Source organism: Flavobacterium sp. FlaQc-48 (assembly GCF_044007335.1).
In the GTDB taxonomy this organism is placed as follows: domain Bacteria; phylum Bacteroidota; class Bacteroidia; order Flavobacteriales; family Flavobacteriaceae; genus Flavobacterium.
Genome location: NZ_JBIPCR010000002.1, coordinates 411,318 through 431,821 on the forward strand (window position 1 = coordinate 411,318; position 20,504 = coordinate 431,821).

Sequence of the window (20,504 nt, forward strand, 5' to 3'; positions counted from 1 at the left end):
TGCAGATTTTATGATAAGCTCAACTATTATAAACCCCAAAGGAAGTTGGGGATTTTGGACAAATAAACAACAACAGGAATTGGCAGAAGCGGCCAACAATACATCCGTTGGCGAGAAATTAGTTTTTGAAAACGATGAATTTAAGCTTTGGAGTATTCACCTGGCTGCGGGTCAAAAGCTGCCGTTTCATAAACATGCTCTTCGCTATTTTTGGACCGCTTTAACATCAGGTGAGTCCCGTTCTTATTATAGCGATGGATCAGTAAGGCAAACCAAATATCAAAAAGGTGATACTGCTTATTTTGCTGATGTCAGTTCAAATCATTTTTTCATACACAATTTAGAGAATATTGGAGAGACCGAACTGATCTTTTCAACTGTCGAATTTTTAAAATAATACGTAAAATGAAATACCAGAAATTATTTGAAAAGTACAATCTAAACGGAATTGAGTTAGAAAACCGTTTTTTAATGGCTCCAATGACGCGTTCAAGAGCTACACAACCAGGGGATATTCCCAATGCTTTGATGGCTGAGTATTATAGCCAGCGAAGTACGGCAGGAATTATAATTACAGAGGCTACCCAGATTTCTCTGCAAGGAAAGGGTTATGCTAAAACACCTGGAATTTATAGTAAAGAACAAATAGAGGGCTGGAAACTCATAACCGATGCAGTACATAAAAAAGGAAGTAAAATATTTCTTCAGTTATGGCATGTAGGCAGGGTAAGCAGTTCTAAAGTAAACGGATTACAGCCAATAGCACCCTGGGCAGTAAAGGCTCAAAACACAAGTGTCTACATTTTTGACGGTGCGCCTAATGGTGATGCCACTTTTGTACCTGTAGAAGAACCCAGAGCAATGGGCAAAGAAGATATTGATACTGTAATTGCAGAATTTGTGCAAGGCGCAAAAAATGCCATTCAGGCCGGCTTTGATGGTGTGGAAATTCATGGGGCAAACGGTTATTTAATCGATCAGTTCCTGAGAAGCAACAGCAATAAAAGAACCGATGAGTATGGAGGTACAAAAGAAAACAGGATTCGTTTGCTACTTGAAATTTCAAAAGCAGTGGCCTTAGCTGTCGGCAAAGAAAAAACAGGGGTACGATTATCACCTTTCATTAGTTTTAAAGACATGAACGACCCTGAAATTTTGCAGACTATAATGCTGGCATCCGTAGCACTGAATAAACTCGATCTTGCCTATATCCACCTTTGTGAGGCGGATTGGGACGATGCGCCTCAGATTCCAAATGATTTTAGAGTTGAACTGCGCAAGACATTTAAAAATACCATTATTGCTACTGGTAATAAAACCCCTGACCAGGCCGAGGAATTACTTGAGAAAGATTTAGTGGACTTAATTGGTTTTGGAAGAAAATTTTTGACCAATCCGGATTATCCTGCCAGAGTGAAACAAAATTCAAAATTAAATGAAATTTCAGACAATCATACTTTATTTGGGGGAGGTACTGCCAGGGGCTATACGGACTATCCTTTTATAGGATAAAACAATGCCCGGAGCAGCCCGCAAGGATCTGACCTGCTCTATAGACTTTAGACCAATAAGAAAATTGAAAGGTATAATAAAGAAATGGCGCCAATTGTCCTGAAGTGGCGCCATTTGGGCGTGGTGAGCTCCACAGCAGAAATATTTGCCCAAGCACATTGCGGCCGAAAAAGGCGGCAAGTAGACAGGGATGGACCTATACTTTTACTTTAATCATTTAACACATCTAATAACCTTAATAAACTCTGGTTATCATTTCCTCTATTGGCAAACGAACTTTTTTCATACTTGCCATATAGTCTTTTTCCGAATCCCGATATCCTAAAGCAAGGATAACGGCAGTGTGCAGCCCTTTTTCTTTCAAAGTCAGAACTTCATCATTATTTGAAATTAGCCAATGCCATTGAAATTAACCTAATTGATATTTTCCATTATTGGGGAATCTTTGCTGTGGTGAAAAATAGAGCTCTTTCGCTTTTTTGATGTGCAAAAGAGGGTAGGGTTCCAAGTGGTCTTTATAATCGGTATTGGGAAATGTTACCGGAATCTAATTCATTGTGATCATCAGCTTCTGTTGTATTTTAATGTTTTTTTTGGAGCATTTTCCCGCTATGCGCTGCTAATATTATTTTTTATTTTTGATATTGTTTTTTGGAGCTTTTTCCCGCTATATGCTTGCTAATATTATTTTTTATGTTTGATATTGTTTTTTGGAGCTTTTTCCCGCTATACGTTACAATCTTTTGCGCCGAACACCGGCACAAAAGGATTTTCACTGCTATCGGGGCTAAAAAAATGAATTCATTTTTTTAATTAAGCCTAATGTCAAAATCAGCTGTAGTAGAAGTTATATGCATGCTTTTTAGTCATCATCTTCCTTTAATTCAGAGCAGATTAATCTATATGCGCAGTAATATTCAATCTCGTCATATATATTCAATTCCATATGCTCCAACTCATTAATAACTATTTGATTATCGGCACATTTTCTTTTTAAGCAACCTCCAAAATGATTAAAGTCCATTGGATTTCTTTTGGTTGCTATTTTTCCAAGTTCGTAATGATAAGTTACAGGTCTTTCTATATCTTCCAATGAAGTTTTGCCTGAAACATAAGTAAATTCTATTTTATTTATGTCGAATAACGGTCTTTCAGTTTCAGATAAATCAAATACTTTTTTGGGCTCAAAAAGTGTAATTGCATATTCCTTTTTTTCTTTAAGTGAACTTTTTAAATCACTGTAGAATTTATCAATTAAGTTTTGATATCTGCTATGTTCATCGCGACGAGCGTAAATTTTTAGTAAAGATTCTTTGTCATATATGAAATCATATTTAAAAATTGACTCATAAAAGGCCGACAGAATATTAAGGATTTCATTAAAGCTTATTGTGCCAATTAACGCTTCTAAATTCTCTATTTTCTTTACAAAACTTAATAGAATACTTTTTAGTTTATTCAGTATTCTGTTAAAATATTTATCCAAAAATAATTTATGTCTTAAGATGATATCATACACGGCAAATTCCATTGATTCAAATTCGTAGTTATTGTCTTTATGATATCGTAAATAAACAATCTTATCACTTCCTCCATTATAACCAAATAAGCAAGAAGAAATGAATTTGCCTTTAATTTTCCTAATTGGATGGCCAACTAATTCATTTCTTATCTCACGGTTTATCGAATAGTTAGAATCTTTCTTTAGAATTCCTTTATCAATTCCGCATTTAAAAATTATCAACAGCTCTTCTATGAAGTCTTGTTGGACATAAATACTCTGTAAAAGGCTTATTTGATTAGAAAACTTATCTGAATATGATTTGGATGCTCTATTGTCAAATATTATGTCAAAAGTATCTTGAAAATATCCTAATATGTCGCCGAAGTAATTTGTTCTTACTTCTGGTGTAAAATTTATTTTGTGCGTGCAAAAATCATATTCCAAAATGAAATGATTCCAAACATTTGCTATTTGGTCGAGTTTATATTTTACGTCTTCTTCCATTTATATATTTCACGTTTAATAATAATCGATCTATAATCCTTGTATATAGTCATCGAATAATTCTTCTAATTCTTCCGTTGGATGGAAACCCGTTTCTGCTTTTCCGTGTATAAATAAACCATTTTCAAATGTCACTTCTGCAAGTGAATGATCCAAATCTTTATCAGAAACTTTTTCTGAAAGTTCAGCTACGGGTACGGGTTGCCATTCTCCATCTTTTTGCTCGCGATATACATAGGCAGCCCTTGTCAGTACACATAAGATTCGCTTGTCTTTGGAAAAACCACTTTTCACAACTACATATTCTCCGTTATGGTTTCTAAAGAAAGTAGCCCCCTTTGTCAAACGTTCATGATATGCTGTCAACGGGTCGCCCTCATACACTTGCGGAGTGCTTGGATATTCATTGGGTTTATCCTCAAAGTTGAAAACAATGCGTTGTGCTGCGTTATGCGTTTTAGACATTATGTAATCGGGTAGTGTAACGGATGGATTTTCGATAATTTCCCGGCCAAAAATCCATTCTCCTAGCGAGCCTCCCTGCAATGGTATATCACTTTTTGCCCAAGACTGCATTCGTTTTAAACTCACTTGAGCTTCTTCTGCTGAAACAGCGCACATCCACTGGTAGTTTGGTTCTGGAAATTTGTCTCGGAATTTTGAAGGGTCGGCAAGAAACGCTTCAACACTTCCGCAAATAAGTTCAATTCGTCTGGCTGTAATTGGGTTCAGCAAAATGTTTTCTAATCTTGTTACCCAACGTAGATTGGCGGGCCTATTATTTTGTTTGTTGGTGTCAATGTGGTCCACAACGTGTTCTTTTGTTGGTGGTTCTCCGTGAAAGGCAGTTGCAACTATTCTGTGAACACGAACAGAAGCAATTTCTAAATAGCCTGTCTTGCTGTTTAGTTTTCCAAAAGTCCAATTGTTGTCGGTTGGTCGGGGTCGTTTTCCCTCAAGTGGATGACGTGACACTGTTCCGTTGTCACGAACAGAATAACGTTCAACTTTGTAAATGCATTCACTTTCGTCTTTAAAATCTTCCAAGTCAACCATATCTACTATTAAAATTGTTTGTCGGTTAGATGTTAGCCGCTATTAGGGGCGTCATATACTGAGCGCTAACGTTGCAGCTGTTATTCTTTCGGTTATTTTTCTGCTATTACAATGGTATGTATTTCTTCTGTTTTATCATTTTTCTCATAACTTTTCCGAATCAAAAACTGATTTTCAAAATTGTTACGTTTTAACCTCTCTGTTAGGTTTTCGAAATTGTGATAATAAAAATAAGTTCTGTCTCCGCTGCTGCCTTTCTGATAACCTGATTGATCTCTTTCACCCTCTACAAAACTTAAATATATTTTTCCGTTTTCATTTAATAAGTTTTTACAGTCCACTATTAATTTTTCAACATCCAGTTCGGATAGATAGGGCAGACAAAATCCACAAACAATTGCATCAAATTTATTGTTTATATTCTCAATTGCTCTGCTGTCAATGACTTCAAACTTTGCACCAGGACAATTTGTTTTTGCAAGTTCAATCATATTGGGTGAAATATCGGTTGCCAGAATCTCAAAGTCTGGTCTTTTATCCAATAAATATTTTGTTATATTTCCAGGACCGCACCCAATTTCTAAAATTGATGGATTTCTCTTCTGCAGTAGTTCGCAAAATTTGTCATAAGAGTCATTATACAAATCTAGATCCATGAATTTATCTTGGTATAATTTTGCTATCTTATTCCAGGTTTCAAATGTTTCTAAATATTTATCCATTTCGTTTCTTTTAACTGATGGCTAACGTTCTCGCACTTGTTGATGCTGTGGATTTCGAAGACAAGTATTTTCGGCTAAACGAAAATACGATTTAAAAACGTTAATTCCATTAAATTCCACAATAGCCACAAGCGCTTGTTGACTGTATTACTTTTACGTCAGGTATGATTCTAATTCGTTAAATACAGATTTTATATCCTCATTTATTCGTTTAGATGTAAAAGTGAATAATGCAATTTTATTTTTTGAAGCATTATTTCTTTTAATACTGTCGATTGTTTGTTGTTGTCGTGTTTTATGATGTTCAAATCCATCTAATTCAATAAATGCAATCTTTTGATTTTTAAAATTCACAACTAAAAAGTCATATCTAAAATTTACGTTTTTAATTGGACTTATAATTTCTTCAAGTATTTCTGTTTTTTGAGTATAAATATTTTCTTTATACGTGTAATAGTAAAAGTTTGATCTGAATCCACAAACTTCTGGAATAAGAGCAGGATTATTATTTGAGTAATAATTTAATTTCCAATATTGAACAAATTTTTTCTCTAAATAACTTGTTGATAGTTTATCCAAACAGTCTAAAATAGTACAGTTATATTTTTCATTCAATTCAGAATTAACGTGTTCAACTGTCCAAGGCAGATACTTTATATTTTCAAGAACAGATGTTTCTCTAAATCTAAACGCATCTTTAAGACCAAAATTGATGTCATAAAAGTTATTTTCATCCCACTTCATCCCGAATCTAATTCTCTCGACTATTGGACTCTTTCTATCTGCTATTGGTTTGTTTTTAATATATTTTTGCGTGACACGATTTAATGAAAAAGTTTGACCATTATTACAAGTAAGCCATTTTATTGCATCAAGTTTTTTTTCTAAAAATATTTTGTTTTCAGAAGTCAAATATTCAATATATTTTGGATCAGGAACGTAATCACCATTTTTTATTTCAGACTCAATTTTTTCAATAAAATCTGATTGCATCTGTTCGGGAGTCCATACTTTATGTTGACGAATATAAGCATCCATAAATTGTGACATTTTTCCGTTCAAAATATTTTTTTGGGTACTTCCGAAATCATCAAATTCACTCATACATTCTTCATTTTTTTTAATATTACTGCCAACGACTTTACACCAGCCATAAAATGGTGCCAATAGGCTTTTATAGCAGGATTTGTGTCATTAGAAAGCTTTTAGCGAATATAAGAATAATATAGTAAATTTTTTAGCTGTGCAGTGATAGCTGTAACACGTTACCATTAATAATCTAACCGGTCACGTTCGGCCTGATTATCATGATGTCCTGCTGTGTTTAAATAATTTTCTGAAATTTGTGTGAAAATTTCTGATAGGTTTGGATGTTTGTATTTGTGCAGACCGGCCAGTTTTTGAAAGTGTGCAGCATTGTTCTTTTCGATTATTCCTCCCTCAAAGACTCCTCTGCCTGTAGAAGCTCTTTTGTTTGTAACGGTCACAGCGAAGTTATCTTTAAGGCTGGGCGTGTTGATGCGCTCAATTAAAGCGCTGATTTCATCGGGCGGCCAGCAGTCTTTGTTTTCTTCTGAATAGTAAGCTAATAATATTCCAATATGTTTGTCAGCAGCTTCAATGCGGTCCCCCTTTTGGGCCAGTTCCCTGACCTGGGTAATCCACTGGTTTAGTTCTTCACTGTCAATTGTATTATCAGAACGGACACCCGGAATCTTCTTAAAGCTGTCCAGCAGCTGGTAAGACTTCCGCGCGAGTTGTTGCAGGTTTTCTTTAGGAATACTTATTCTTTCAGGCTCGATATTTTTGGGACCAGCTGGCATATACAGCCATGAGAGCACATCCATGAAGAAATGCGGGTTTTCGGCCAGTTCACCATACAATTGGTGGGGGCTGTAGTCAGAATGGTAGGAATTGAGCACCGGGAGATAAAGCCATTCCAGATCGAGCATTTCTTTTTTTGTTATGTCTTCCCTTGCTGCAGCTTCCTTGAAAAGGCTAGTAACTTCATGCGGCTCCAGAAGAAAATTATCTATGCTTTGTTCTGTTGCACTCCTCTGCAACACTTGAGCGATCATCTGGGTAGATAGTTCTTTTTTAATATGTCTTGCTGCCCTGAGAGCGCTTTTAAACCTTTTGTACTCCATGAGCTTATTTATGGCCGCTATGCTTTCCTGAGCCGAAGCGCGGAAAAAATAGGGGGGGACTGAGAGCCAGTATGTAGTATTTAGGCTTTCGCCCTTTGATTCGATATAGTCCCATAATTCCTGTGAGTGGTCCACCTGTCTGAAAAGCTCATAGAGTTGCTGATCGTTTAACTTAAGATCTTCCAATTCAGAGCAGAGGCCAAAAAGCCATTGCAGCCCTTTGACTGCTGTTTTATACGCTATATAAAGGCTTACGAAATTGGCATTTGCATCTGGATTTTTTAATGTTGAAACTATATAAATGGTCTCATCTATTGTCTGTTCGGTCCTGGACAGGATAAATGCCAGCGTGCCGGTTATCGCCGGCGAGTCAGCCATTGTAGTAATTCCCTGAATTCCTATCTGGGCCGATAAAATATGAATGGCTTTAGTTCGGGCTTTTAGAACTCTTGTATTATAGTCTACTTCATCCTTCTCATCATCGTCGGTCTCCTGGCTACCCTGTGGGAAATTCACCTGTGATGACTCAAAGAGCCATTTGTATTTTGCTGTGATATCTTCAGGTTCCAACGCGTCATAAACCCCCTGATAGCGCGAAAGAATCTCTTCATTAAGAGTCCAGTCGGCATCGGGTGCGGAGCGGTGCAGGTGCAGTATCCTTCTTATTTCATCTCTAGACAGAGTACTGTCTTTAGGTATGCGCGAATAATTTTCCTCGATAAAAGCCAGCAGTTTTTCACGTTCCTTGGCAGATCTTATTTCAGATGAATGTCCAATGATGTCTGCTAACTTCTCATCACTACCATCAAACAGTTCCAGCATGAGATCCGAAACGGCCTGAAATGCGGAATTTGTCTGTTCAGGGGAATTGGCCGGTGCAATACTTTTATCAAAAAGACGCCATCTCATCTTGCTGTTGGGATTCCAGTTATCATGGTATCTAGGCATGAGCTTTCTTAATAGCTCCCATCCGGATTTTGGATTTTTACTGATTGCGGCCTTTAGTATTTCCATGCGCTCTTCAAGAGATGCAGTTGTCTGGGGATGCACGGGCCTGTAAATATCAGCCAGGCTTCTGGCGGGCCTGTTGCTCAGATTTCCGCCAGGATCCAGTTCAGCCAGTTTTAATAGTATATCAGTTGCCTGAAAAAGATATTCTGGCAGCCATGCAAGCCCTTCCAGCGCCCATAGAAGTCCGGTGTGGCTGCTGGATTCGCCAAGAAAATCAGCATTTGTCTTGAACATCCCCATTATCTCAGGTTCATTTTTTTGCAGTGAATTTTGTACTGCCCTGAAAAAACTTTTTGGAGAAGCCTCAGCAATTAGGGGAAGCTTCTGGTTGGTTTTTCTCCATAGTGTAGCATCGGCATCGAACAATAGACTGTCGACCACCTGACCCACCCATTTTTCAGGCGTGGAAAGGATGGCTGGATTTATGGCTTCGCCATACAGGCTGAGCAGGATCAGTGTCTGGACAAGCCCCTCGCGCGCCCAAGGGGAGTACTTTTTTGGTGGGGTGAACGAATACGTTATTTTTATCAGATGGGTCTCACCGCTGTTTCCGGCATCAGTAAAGACAGCGGGGAAAGATTCTGCGAGAACTGCAAGGTCATCCCTGTTGATATATTTCGATACGCTGTTCCAGAGATCAAGAGGCGATGTCAGCCTCCATGTGCCACCGATCTGCAGTATAGGGGAGTCCTCAAAATCTCTCCATCGGTATAAAACTGCCAGATAATCATCAAAAGGCATTCCCGAGAGTTTTTCAAGGATCTCGCAGTCGCCTGGATTGTGGATATTCCATCTTCCAAGAATAAGAGCAGGAATAATTTCGCGTATTTTCTCTGATTTATACCATGGAGCCTTATTATCAATAAATTTCAAAAGCCTTCTAAGTTTATTTATGTCCCTGCCGGCTTCTCTGCTGTAGCGTTCGGCATCTTCTCTGGCAAGCCCCATCTCAGTCAGGGCTTCCACTTGGCCCTCTCTGCTAATTGTAGGCAGGATAATGCTCTTGAGAATTAAAGGGTCATCTGCACCTGCAGGGATGATCACGTGATGGCCTTGCGCGACTGCAGCGCCTACAAGGCTTTTATCATCAAATTTAGGAATGAGGTTTAAGGATGTCTTTACATAATTCAGTGATAGGGTCCTGAAGCTCTCTTCTTTTTCGGCCACCATTGTTTTTGAAAAAAAACGCTTTTTGTGATCTTCCCCGAAAGAGTCGGCAGCTGCAATAATAAATGCAAGTGCCTCCGTTTTGGTTTTGGCCTGAATAGTGATAATGCCGGGATCCCCGGTAAGGAATTCGCTGAGCTGGTCAGCTTCAGCGCCCCGGCCGGAAGTTATGATTTTGGGCAACAACTGTCCAGCTTCTCCGATAGACCATTCTCTCCAGAACTGTTCTGCATCCAGAGCGCCTTCCATTGGCGCTTTTCCTGTTTCCCTGGCAAACCAGACTGCAGCGGGACCGGATTGCTCCAGCCACTGCACCAGATCCACTGCATCAAGCACCAGGATGTCCTTCCATAAATTCTGGTTTAATTTTTCCAGCCGCCATTCATCCTTTTTTGCCCAGATCCGTGGCGTTACAAAGACATAGGTGCACTCGGAGGCATCATATCCTAAAGGGTTTTCAGCTCTTTTTTTAAAATCACTATCAGCTTTGGTCTTGAAATCCTTATTTGTGCCGAATTCCCACAGGGATCTTCCAGCAGGCACATAAGGCCTCTGCTGATCGGAATAAATTACGCCATCCCAGCCCGGAAGATATACAGCGCTTCCGTAAGGTATGTTAATTTGCGCCCCGGGCAGGGTTGAAAAATAAACCAGTTTGGAAATCAGATAGGGAAAAAAGCCTTTTCCTTCGTATTTATCTGCCCATTCTTCTATATCAGTTCGGTCGATTAATTTCATACAGATTTATTTAATTTTTGTTTATCAAGCGGTATATTGATATAGTCAAATTTATGTAATATTTCTTTTAGTACCCTTGTTTTTAGATTGAAAACCCTTAATAATATGCCATGGTAAAATGGTGCAGGTTTATAACTTTTTTAAAAGCGGTTATGAAATTTATTTTCTGAATATCTTGATGGATTATGCTAGAGAGTGTTGTACGCCAACGTTGATTTTTTTCTTCCGTAAGACCCCTTATCTACAGTTCGCAATAGATTCATGAAAAAGTCTTTTTGATGATTTATAAAAAAAAAGATATATTTGATAATAAGTTATGTGTAATAATTATTACATACATCTAACCAAATTTGCGCAACTATGTGTGGTTTTATTACACCTATGAATAAGTTACGCGTCAGTTTGCAAAAACGAAAGCGAATCAAATAATATTGAATATTGGAAGTATTTCTAACAAAATCAGAAATTGACATTATCGAGCTAGAAGCTAGAAATAATCCTGTTTTTAAGCATTATGGATTAAGGGTATTTAATGTGTCAAAATTAAGCACTCTAAACATCGTAACAATCTCAGACAAAAATCTAATTTTAATTAAAGGTAATTTAGATACTGCTTATGAGCATATTAAAATTAGGCATAACTATTGGTCAACTCAACCTTATCCAAAAGGAGACGGATTTCAAGCACAAAGTAAATTTCCAATAGATATTAATCCAATAAATTTTATCAAAATTGCCGACTCAATATATTCGCCAGAAAATTTTGTAGCGAATAATGAACATAAGGATTCTGACAAATTTGAAAAATATTTTGGTCTCCATTCTTTTGATGGCCAAACAGAAGAAAACATAAATCTAATTTTATATAAAGGGACAAAAATAATTCATTCACTGTATCCGCAAAGCAACAAGCATAACAAAAATAGGAACAGAACTAAATACCCATTTTCAAGAGGTATCGTAGAAATATCAACTTTAGATCCAATAAGTAAAATTAAAGAAATACATATACCTTATTTTGGAACTGATTTAAAATTAAAATATTCGATTCTAATAGAAAAATTCATCTTGAAAGAAATTGAAGAATGGAGAATTTTAGCATTTGATGAAAACAGAAATTATAAATTTGATTATTATATTGGAGAAAAAAGAATAAGCAAATTCAGAGGAGAAACATCTGAAAGAATTTCGTATCAACATTGTGATTTTAAAAACATTGAACAGTTAATGCTAAAAATTGACCAAAACGAAAAGATATAAAAAAACCGAACGCTTAACAGCTCCTACAGCTGATTTTGGCAATAAGCTTAATGGAAAGTTGGTTTTGTATTTGAAAGATTTTCTTCGTGTGTTCGCTAAGGCTCGGGCACTAAATCCTAAAATAGAGCTTAAGTTAGTGCCAAACTCGCTTTAATACCAGAACGTTGCAGGCTATTTTTTTTTTTTTTAACCGAACTAAATCAATAAAATGGGAAACATAATACCAACATATTTGCCACCGCAAAATTGGCAAGATTTTGAAAAACTTTTAAAAGGATTAGTCGATGTCATTTGGGCACAAGAAGGCTGGCAATTTTATGGGAGAACGGGGCAAAATCAATCAGGAATTGACCTTTTTGGTTATGATGAAGAAGGGAGATTCACTGCAATTCAATGCAAAAAAGTTTCTTTAACAAATTCTGATGGTCAACTTTTGTCAAATAGTTTATTAACCGAAAAAATTATTAGAACTGAAATTGAAAATGCTGAAAAAATTGATGAACCAAAAATAGAAAGATTAATTTTCGCCACAACATCTTCACGAGATGTAAAGATCCAAAACATTATTCGTGGCATAAATCATATAAGAAAAAATGATTCAAAATTCATAATTGACATTTGGTTCTGGGAAGATATACAAATCTATATTGAAAAGCATATTCCATTAATGAATTTCTATTATTCTGAAATGCTGGAAAAGATAAATAAATACGACCCAAATATTCATATATTATCATTGTTTAGACAAGCTTTTACTAGACCTGCTTTTAAACGAGAAATCGCAAGAGAAGAAAGTGGTGCTGATTTTATTGAAGCAATAAAAGGAACTATGGAAGCGATTACAACAGGTAAACTTTATAATAGGAGAAATCAATTGATCGCAACTTCACACGATTATCAAAAACTCACTAAACCAAATTGGAAGAAATCAATAAAAGAAATCAATGATAACCTAGACGAGATTAGAAATATTTATCAGCAAGGAATAATCGATAAAACAATTATAGAACATCAATCTTGTCTGGAAGTTTTGGATGATAAAATTAGCGCCAAATTCAATAGTTTAAGAACTGAATCTTTGATAAAAATGAATTTAATTCTTAATGAAGCAGGTTTAGAATTGATAGAATCCGAATTAATACAAAAATAGAAATAACAGCATATAACAGTTATAACGGATTTGGTATGTAAAGTTGATTTTGTAATTGGGACGCTTTGGCAAATCCTATGAAGGGGTTAAATTTAGTCCCAAACCCGCTACAGTGCCAGAATATTGGCTGATAACATTTAGAACCCATGGAAACAACAACTTTAGTACTAAACTGGATAGCAAGCGTATTATTAGGTATTGAAGCGATAAGAATTTCTAATTTTAGAAAGCTTACCGTTCATATTTTGAAATTTAAATTAGCAGTAAATCCGCCTTTAATTGACGGAAATGATGGGCATATATACCTTCCGGAAGCACCTAAAGGATATAAAATAATTCGAAAAATTGCAAGAATAGCCGAAGTTGTAATAGGTTATATAATCATTATTATTATTTTAAAATTTGTCGGTAAAATGGAAAATGTCTTGATTTTTTTTAAAAGCCAAGCTCTAAATCTATTTGCAGAAAAATGGTACATGATTTGTTTCAAAATTTGGCTTTCTTTAGTTTTATTTATTTTGGTTCCAGGACTAATGGGGGCTAGTTTAACAATTTTATTTACAAAGTTTGCAGATAAATATGAACGTTTTTTACTTAAACTAGAAAACAATATTGAAAAAGGGACAATCGGATTAATTGGAGTAATATTATATACCGTAGCATTTATTATCGGTCTGATAAAAATAAATTATATCAGCTAATAGCTAGAGTTCCATTGTTTGCTTTTCAGGCCCAACGAAACTCTGGTTATTAGAAGTAGTATCTATTCTTTTTTATTTTTTATTTGTTGGTTAACAATTCCAATTTTCTTTTTTGCGTCTAGAATTTTTTGCTCTTTTCTATATTTCTCTAATTCTTCGTCCAAAATAAGTTCAATTCCTATTTTTACTGTTTCAAAATATTGGAGACACTCATTTTCTTCTAAAGAATGTATTCCGACACTTAATATACCATATAATGTCTTATTTTCCACTAGAAAAGAAGGCAGATTATTCTTTAAAAGCTCTATTTTTTCTACAACTTTACTTCTAACGTATAATTCATCGTTCCAATCATCTGCTAATTTTGCTTTTTGATGCTCATTCTCTAATAAATGTTCAAAAATTCTTCTTAAATATACAAATGAACCTATTCCAACACCATTAGATGCTAAACCAATGGCTCTGGTAAACTCTTTTATTTTTTCTGGATTTAAAACTTTTTGATAATCTTTAATTTTTGCTATGTGAAAATGAGCAATACTTGGATGTTGACCAATTTTTTGTATCGTTTTAGTTTTCGTATCTAAAAATGATATAACGGTCACAATTTCTTTTGTCCTTGAGCAGTATAAATCAGTCACAATTCGACCATTATAGATTGATAGAAGAAAGTGCTTTGATTTAGGTATTACGATAAAATATGTTGTGTTTTCCCTAATAGTTGGATTGTATGCATTTATGCCTATCTCACTCCACATTAAGCCAAAAATTTTGTCTTCTTCATTTTCTGAATATTGAACTTTAGCGTAAAGTGGCAATTCAAAATAATATGTTTGTAGGTCTAATAAATTCATAGTTTTTCTGTTTTTTGGTGAAATTACTGGTAACTGTTTACAGATTTGCGTTGGCCGGGATTTTTACCATAAAAATTTATACGAAGCATAAAACTTTTGGTCACCACTAAACTCTCTCGAAGCACGAAACGCCACCTATTGCAAATGTTCTTCTAGCGGTTCGTGCTTTTCTTTCCACAAATAGGTTTGGTCTTATGTCAGTAAGCAAATGTCCAAGCAACGATTTTCCATTAATTATATATTGTGTTGGTGTCTAGGTTATTTATAAAATTGTCCTATAGTTTGCTTGTCAATATCTGAAAGAACAAGATTTTTAGGAAATTGAATGTTATTAGTTGTAAACTCTGGTGGAATATGGTACGCCATAATCGAATTAACATCTATAGGCGTGTTCTTTATTGTAGATGTTGTAAACTCATGAAAGACATTCCAATTTACATCTTGAATTGTCCAGTTGTAAAATGTCGCATAATACATGTAAACATAAGAATAAGCCCAGTCAATTTTGATTGCAGGACTTTGATGTTCATGTATAAGTCCAAGAGCATGTCCAAACTCGTGTAAAATAATTCCCTTTTTTTCGTTGTCAGTAGTTAATTGTCCTAACCAACCAAAGTTCATTGTCGGCTTATTTATTACCTCGTTTGCTTTACAATCCGTTCCAATATATGACCAGCAACCTTGTTGCATAAAAGAAATTCTGATATCTGAATTGTCTAATGAAGAGTTGAAGTTGAACTTAAGAGAACAATGGTTACACCATTCACTTGCGTATAGTTTTACTTGTTCTTTATTTTCATTGGTGCCGTCCATAAAGTATATATTAAGCGTCTGTCCGTCATTCCACATCTTGCTAGTGTGGATTGCCATTTCAGTCAGCAAATCAATACTCTCTTTGTTTGGAAGGTAGTATGGGTCGACTAAAAACCGTTCCAAAAAAGTCTCCTGTTCTGTCAATAGTTCGAGCTTATTATTTTTCCAATTTTGCTTTAATGCAGTTCTAACTGATGTCCAATTACCGTCTCTTACAAAGAGAGTAAATTCCGCTTCTACTTGTTTCATAGTATTTGTATGTTTTTTTTGTCTCTATCGTTTGAAGTTGCACTGTCGTCACTGCATGACCGCTAACTAAATTATACCGGCTATAAGATGGCACCAATTCTACTTTTTGAAGTTGGCTTTGTGCGATTATGATTCTTTTTTAACGAATATAAGAATAAATACCAAATCTTTTAGCGGTAAGACAATAGTGGCAATTAAGAAAATTTTGCTCTTAGACTTTACAATATTTCACAGCTTTATGGGCTAAGTGTTTGGAATTCATCCCAAAGCCGGCTTCTTTTCTTTCTTTAATACTGTTATCCCCAGTATCACATTTGCTTCCCTTTTACTTTTTATCTAAGACCCCGTATGCTTTTGTTTTATTTCACGAGCAAAGGTAACTCCGTGTCCTTATCCCAAAGGCAAGGCCAGGCCTTTCAGGTCTGTCTAAAAAATCTCCACCCATTCGGGTAGTATTTTTTGCCAGAGCCTTGCCTTTGGGGGACACTCACCTTTTTATGCTCATGAAACAAAACATAGCATACTGCGGCTCTTTAGACGAATAAAAAAAAATGTCTGAAATGAGAATTGAAATATTGAAAACGGTCCTAATGAAACCAAACAGCGCCAGCTCTCATTGCCGAATAAATTTGAAAAAAAAATAAAAAAAATAAGAAGTAAAAAAAAATAGGAAGTAAAAAAGCGGGGCGCAAAAAAGAAAGTAAAAATTTTAAAAATCAGAAATCATGAACATTACAGGAAGAGTGACAAAAGATGCCAGAGTGAGCACATTGTCAGATAACAGACAGGTAGTAAATTTTTCAGTAGCCATCAATGACAGCTACAGAAATAAGCAAGGGGAAAGGGTAGAGCAGACCACCTACTTTGAGTGCGCTTATTGGCTCAGTGCAAAAGTAGCGGTTATACTCACTAAAGGCACCCTTGTGGAACTCACAGGAAGGGTAAGTGCAAGGGCGTGGACAGCAAGTGACGGGGAAGCTAAAGCGGGTCTGAATTTCAACGCTTCGAATATCAAACTCCACGGGGGCGGGAAGAAGTCCCAAGGCGAGCAGGAAGTGAAAAGCGGGCAATATGCAGAGCAGGGAGAAAACAAAAAAGCCACCTTAAAAGAGCCTGAAGACGACTTGCCTTTTTAACAGCATTTCGTAAAGGGTTCTAAAGAATTTTATTTATCAAACTTTAAAAATCAATTATCATGGCACATAATATCAATTATAACAGCAAAACAGGAAAGTATTCATTTTTCAGTGTAAAGGAAAAAGCATGGCACGGGCTCGGGCAGATAGTGGAGCAGTACCCGACAAGCTCCGAGGCCATAAGACATGCGGGGCTTGATTATCAGGTGGCGAAAAGCCCGCTTTACACTAAGGCTCCGGAAATTATGTTAACTGGTGCGGGTATTGAAGTGGGAAGTACCGAACTGGCAGTTCCTGACTGCTTTGCCACAATCCGCACCGATAGCAATGCCGTTTTGGGTGTGGTAGGGAAAGACTACCATATTGTGCAGAACCGTGAAGCGTTCAGCTTTTTTGATGCCATTGTAGGCGGGGGTGACGGTATACTCTACGAGACAGCAGGGGCACTGGGGCAGGGAGAGCGCATCTTTATCACGGCAAAACTTCCTGATTATATCAGGGTAGGAAACGGGGATGATGTGACCGAAAAGTACATTTTCCTTACCACCTCCCACGACGGGAGCGGAAGCATTACAGCGGCTTTTACCCCCATTAGAATTGTATGCCAAAACACCCTTAACGCTTCGCTTAAAAATATGAGCAACGTGGTGCGTATCCGCCATACCTCAGGGGCAAAACAGCGCTTGGAGGACGCCCATAAAGTAATGGGACTCGCCGATACATTAAGCCGTCAGCTAGAAGGGATTTTTAATAATTGGGCTAAAGTAAAGGTAACAGACAGCGAGGTTAAAAAGCTTATTGAGTTGGCATTATGTCCCAATAAAGAGACACTCGCTTTAATTAAAAAAGGGGCTAATGATGAGATGTCAGCCATATTTAAAAATACTGTAGAGGACGCCTTTGCCTATGCTATGACAAGTGATACCCAGCAGATGGACACCACTAAAGGCACGCTTTTCGGGGCTTATAATGCTGTGACGGGCTACTATCAGAATGTACGAAAATACAAGGACAATGAAGCCAAACTGCAATCCATTGTAATGGGCGGTACCGCCCAAATAAAAGCCCAAAAGGCGTTTGAACTGTGCACGGCTTTTAAAGCGGAAGGAGCCGATATTCTAAACCTTAATTAAATAACCACATGCTGCCGCCTTACAAGGTGGCAGCTTTCTTTAAAGGGATATGTTGTATCCCTTTTGGTGTTTTAGTGAACTTCTTTTCTTTGAAGCAGCGGCCAAAGAAAAGAAGCAAAAGAAAGCCGCTCTGTTGTAACTGGATTCTCTGGCGTTGTATTACTCAATGGGTCTTGTTTTCCAGAGAGAAAAGCCCTTGAAATACCGCTCAATATTTTCAAATTCTATAAAGGATATCAGCTCTTTTTTGCATTGCTCTTTAAATCCCCTGAAACGATGAAAATCCTCCAGAGGTATTTCGGCCAGTTGCCCGATGGTGCGAATATCCATAACCTCAAAGAAACTGTGCATTCTTTTGCTGAAAGGAAATTGACTTGCCTCGAGAGTTCTGCTCAGTTCAGGCTGCACTATCTTTTTAGCTTCCCTTTTTTTGACCTGGTCTACGGCGTATTTATAGTCGGATTTTAACTCCTTGAGTTTCTCTTTGTACTGGTCGATTTCTCCAAGCAGCTCCGTTGCGTCTTTTACTTTATTGTAGACTCTTTCATAAATCTGGTGAATGCTCTGCTCGTTGATCCTATAAATAGCCCCTGCCTGTTCAAGGCTTATTTTTTCTATCAGGAGTTTGTGCAGTACCTCATATTCCTTTTCAGAGAGTATGCTTCGGGACATATCGATATAAAATTTATTGGTGCGTTCTATAAGGTCTTTCATAGCATTGCAATTAAAGTTTTACAGCTAAAAACAGTCTTAAAGATATTAATCCTGAAGGAGTTATCCAAGATTATTTTTTTAGTCTTAGCTTATAAAAAGCGAACCTTGTGGGTAACTTTAATTTATATAAACAGTTTTAGATTTTCTTGACAAACAAGCAGTCCTGCTAATTAAATAGGCTCTTTGCGCTACAATTTTAAAAATATAATAGCTAATGACAATAGAGGCCTATTTCAGGATAATTTTGTAGTAAAATTATTCTATAATATTCAGTAAATTTAATCTTTGAAATTAATTAAAAGAGAGCATTCTGCAAAGCATTGCTTTCACGAACTGGATCTGGGCAAGCTCTAGTATTGTTAGTGAGAATGACTTATTGATTGATTAACATTGAGGTACTTGTCTTTGTAGATTTCAAGTAATTCAAAAACAGAAGTGAGTTTGATAATAAAATCGCATACTGATGACAATAGGAATTATAGGAGCATGCGGGTTTACTTTGGATTTGGCCGCCAGGGCTGTTGAATCCGGACACAAAATATTGGTTAGTCAACCCCGAAATAATAGCACGCTGATCCCGGTAGTACAGAAAATGGGCAGCAATGCAAAATTAGTGAGTAAAGAAAAAGCGGCAAAAGCCAGGATTATCATAATGTTTATTTCAAGAGAGGATATTGAATTTTTTCTCTCGGGTCTGCCTGATATGACAGGTAAAATATTAATACATGTAAACATCCCTGTTTTTAGCATGCAATGCCTTAGATTTAATTTAAGGCCCAATCTTTCGAGTGAAATAATAGCCCGGTTTTTAACAACAGCCCATTCAGTAAAAATACTTTCAGTATTAGATCCTCAACTGCTTTTACAAAAAAAGATAGCTGCAGAGGAAATATTTTATGTGACAACAAATCAGGGAATAAAAAAGAAGCTCGAAACATTTTTAAAGACCTTGGACTTTTCGGCTTATGATTTTGAAGAAATATGTAAGGGTAATTTCGGTGCTCTTGAGCATTTAAATTAATAAATAAATCAAGAAACAGCACTCTAGTCTTTTGAGGGTTTTTTAAAAAAGAAAAGCCTTTAAACGTTGGTGTTTAAAGGCTTTTGATTTTTAAGGTAACTTTTAAAACAGCATGCGCTGTAGCGATGTCATTGAGACGTTTGTCACAATAGGCATTACCATTGCGCTGTACTATTTCATTTCCCTTGGTTTTTTTGATGGATTAAAATTTCAGGTGCAAATCCTTGATGAGCTGTGCTTTTACCAGATCCGAGTTTTTTAGTTCAAAAGCCTGGTGCCTGCCACCGTTTTTCTCAAAAATCTCAATAAGCACTACCTTATCATCTGAAATAGTGAACTGATCCAGCAGAAATACATGCTGTTCTGCGCTTTTCGCGGCAATCTCATCCAGATGCTTGTAAATGCGAAGTGGGATAAGCGGTCTTTCCTGCATGGCAGTACGCCTGGCTGTTTTTTTGTCCACGACCTTGAAAGTCATAAAATCAATACCAAAAGGAACATTGGTTTGGTTGACAAGCTGGGTATGGAAATAGTATTTGCCATTATGGATGTAAAGGCCCTTTAAAAGAAACTCGATTCCGAAACTCTTAGAGGCGATATGCTTTATAGTGCGCTTGTCGTTTTTGTAAATGGTCTTCAAGAGCAAGCCTGTGAGTGAGGGGGAGGTATTTCCCAGCTCTTCAAAAAGTACATCCTGCGCCGTGTTTTTATCCGCGCTTTTTTGCATCGCCTGTAAATCGTAGCTCAATATTTCCGGCAATTCACTGTAGTGAACATCAAAGCTATAAAAATGACCCTCATCGGTAATGACCGAAAAATTGGTCTCTGGCTGAAAATCGCGCACGGACGCTTTTACACGAAGCACATTGGGAGAACCTTCCGCTTTTGAGGCAATAAGGTTCTCGCTTCCCAAATCCACATAACGGATAGTGGCTGGAAAAATCAGGTGCGAGGTTTTATCATAGGTAACTTGCATCGAAAAGGGATCTATTTTTCCCAAAGCAAGTTGTGGAGTTGCGTATTGCTGCGCAGCGGCAGGTAGGGCAGTGCCTATTAATAGGCACAGGGAGCAAAAGATTTTAGAATAATTTTTCATGTTGTAATGTATTTAG

At 36.7% G+C, this 20,504-nt stretch carries 17 protein-coding genes; 8 read left to right on the plus strand and 9 right to left on the minus strand.

Annotation, left to right across the window (positions count from 1 at the left end):
• Positions 1 to 10: 10 nt before the first annotated feature.
• A complete protein-coding gene (locus ACHRWY_RS04945) occupies positions 11 to 397 on the plus strand; it encodes a hypothetical protein (protein ID WP_395353097.1) in 387 nt (128 codons plus the stop codon).
• Between the two features lie 8 nt (positions 398 to 405).
• Entirely contained in the window at positions 406 to 1,512 is a 1,107-nt protein-coding gene (locus tag ACHRWY_RS04950; RefSeq protein ID WP_395353099.1) for an alkene reductase, read from the plus strand.
• Between the two features lie 862 nt (positions 1,513 to 2,374).
• Here ACHRWY_RS04950 and ACHRWY_RS04955 read toward each other — a convergent pair.
• The 5 genes from ACHRWY_RS04955 to ACHRWY_RS04975 all read right to left on the minus strand — a co-directional run bounded on the left by ACHRWY_RS04955 (position 2,375) and on the right by ACHRWY_RS04975 (position 10,361).
• Positions 2,375 to 3,520, minus strand: a complete 1,146-nt coding sequence (locus tag ACHRWY_RS04955) for a hypothetical protein (RefSeq protein WP_395353101.1) — start codon at positions 3,518 to 3,520, stop codon at positions 2,375 to 2,377.
• A gap of 30 nt (positions 3,521 to 3,550) precedes the next feature.
• On the minus strand, positions 3,551 to 4,576 hold the full coding sequence (locus tag ACHRWY_RS04960) for an HNH endonuclease signature motif containing protein (protein ID WP_395353103.1): 1,026 nt from the start codon (positions 4,574 to 4,576) through the stop codon (positions 3,551 to 3,553).
• Between the two features lie 92 nt (positions 4,577 to 4,668).
• Positions 4,669 to 5,298 carry a class I SAM-dependent DNA methyltransferase gene (locus tag ACHRWY_RS04965; protein ID WP_395353105.1) on the minus strand — a complete coding sequence of 210 codons (630 nt, stop codon included), beginning with the start codon at positions 5,296 to 5,298 and terminating at the stop codon, positions 4,669 to 4,671.
• Positions 5,299 to 5,451: 153 nt separating this feature from the next.
• Positions 5,452 to 6,465 carry a hypothetical protein gene (locus ACHRWY_RS04970; RefSeq protein WP_395353107.1) on the minus strand — a complete coding sequence of 338 codons (1,014 nt, stop codon included), beginning with the start codon at positions 6,463 to 6,465 and terminating at the stop codon, positions 5,452 to 5,454.
• 104 nt (positions 6,466 to 6,569) lie between these two features.
• Complete coding sequence (locus ACHRWY_RS04975) at positions 6,570 to 10,361, minus strand: hypothetical protein (RefSeq protein WP_395353109.1); 3,792 nt, start codon at positions 10,359 to 10,361, stop codon at positions 6,570 to 6,572.
• Positions 10,362 to 10,799: 438 nt separating this feature from the next.
• On the opposite strand from ACHRWY_RS04975, the gene ACHRWY_RS04980 reads away from it, so the two are divergent.
• The 3 genes from ACHRWY_RS04980 to ACHRWY_RS04990 all read left to right on the plus strand — a co-directional run bounded on the left by ACHRWY_RS04980 (position 10,800) and on the right by ACHRWY_RS04990 (position 13,472).
• A complete protein-coding gene (locus ACHRWY_RS04980) occupies positions 10,800 to 11,621 on the plus strand; it encodes a hypothetical protein (protein WP_395353111.1) in 822 nt (273 codons plus the stop codon).
• A 208-nt stretch (positions 11,622 to 11,829) separates the two neighbouring features.
• Entirely contained in the window at positions 11,830 to 12,771 is a 942-nt protein-coding gene (locus tag ACHRWY_RS04985) for a hypothetical protein (protein WP_395353113.1), read from the plus strand.
• 146 nt (positions 12,772 to 12,917) lie between these two features.
• Positions 12,918 to 13,472, plus strand: a complete 555-nt coding sequence (locus tag ACHRWY_RS04990; protein ID WP_395353115.1) for a hypothetical protein — start codon at positions 12,918 to 12,920, stop codon at positions 13,470 to 13,472.
• Positions 13,473 to 13,534: 62 nt separating this feature from the next.
• Here the strand turns inward: ACHRWY_RS04990 and ACHRWY_RS04995 are convergent, their stop codons facing one another.
• Both ACHRWY_RS04995 and ACHRWY_RS05000 read right to left on the minus strand, forming a co-directional pair.
• A complete protein-coding gene (locus tag ACHRWY_RS04995; protein WP_395353117.1) occupies positions 13,535 to 14,326 on the minus strand; it encodes a hypothetical protein in 792 nt (263 codons plus the stop codon).
• A gap of 258 nt (positions 14,327 to 14,584) precedes the next feature.
• A complete protein-coding gene (locus ACHRWY_RS05000; RefSeq protein WP_395353119.1) occupies positions 14,585 to 15,388 on the minus strand; it encodes a M12 family metallopeptidase in 804 nt (267 codons plus the stop codon).
• Between the two features lie 725 nt (positions 15,389 to 16,113).
• Here ACHRWY_RS05000 and ACHRWY_RS05005 point away from each other — a divergent pair.
• Positions 16,114 to 16,524 carry a single-stranded DNA-binding protein gene (locus ACHRWY_RS05005; protein WP_395353121.1) on the plus strand — a complete coding sequence of 137 codons (411 nt, stop codon included), beginning with the start codon at positions 16,114 to 16,116 and terminating at the stop codon, positions 16,522 to 16,524.
• Positions 16,525 to 16,583: 59 nt separating this feature from the next.
• On the plus strand, positions 16,584 to 17,657 hold the full coding sequence (locus ACHRWY_RS05010) for a DUF932 domain-containing protein (protein WP_395353123.1): 1,074 nt from the start codon (positions 16,584 to 16,586) through the stop codon (positions 17,655 to 17,657).
• 159 nt (positions 17,658 to 17,816) lie between these two features.
• Here ACHRWY_RS05010 and ACHRWY_RS05015 read toward each other — a convergent pair whose 3' ends face one another.
• Positions 17,817 to 18,371: a hypothetical protein gene (locus ACHRWY_RS05015; RefSeq protein WP_395353124.1), complete on the minus strand. Its 555-nt coding sequence runs from the start codon at positions 18,369 to 18,371 to the stop codon at positions 17,817 to 17,819.
• A gap of 463 nt (positions 18,372 to 18,834) precedes the next feature.
• Between ACHRWY_RS05015 and ACHRWY_RS05020 the strand changes: the two genes are divergently transcribed.
• Positions 18,835 to 19,392 (plus strand): NAD(P)-binding domain-containing protein, encoded by a 558-nt coding sequence (locus ACHRWY_RS05020; RefSeq protein WP_395353125.1) that lies wholly within the window; start codon positions 18,835 to 18,837, stop codon positions 19,390 to 19,392.
• 202 nt (positions 19,393 to 19,594) lie between these two features.
• Here ACHRWY_RS05020 and traN read toward each other — a convergent pair whose 3' ends face one another.
• The gene (gene traN, locus ACHRWY_RS05025) at positions 19,595 to 20,488 is read right to left on the minus strand and encodes a conjugative transposon protein TraN (protein ID WP_395353127.1); all 894 of its coding nucleotides are present in this window, start codon (positions 20,486 to 20,488) and stop codon (positions 19,595 to 19,597) included.
• Between the last annotated feature and the right edge of the window lie 16 nt (positions 20,489 to 20,504).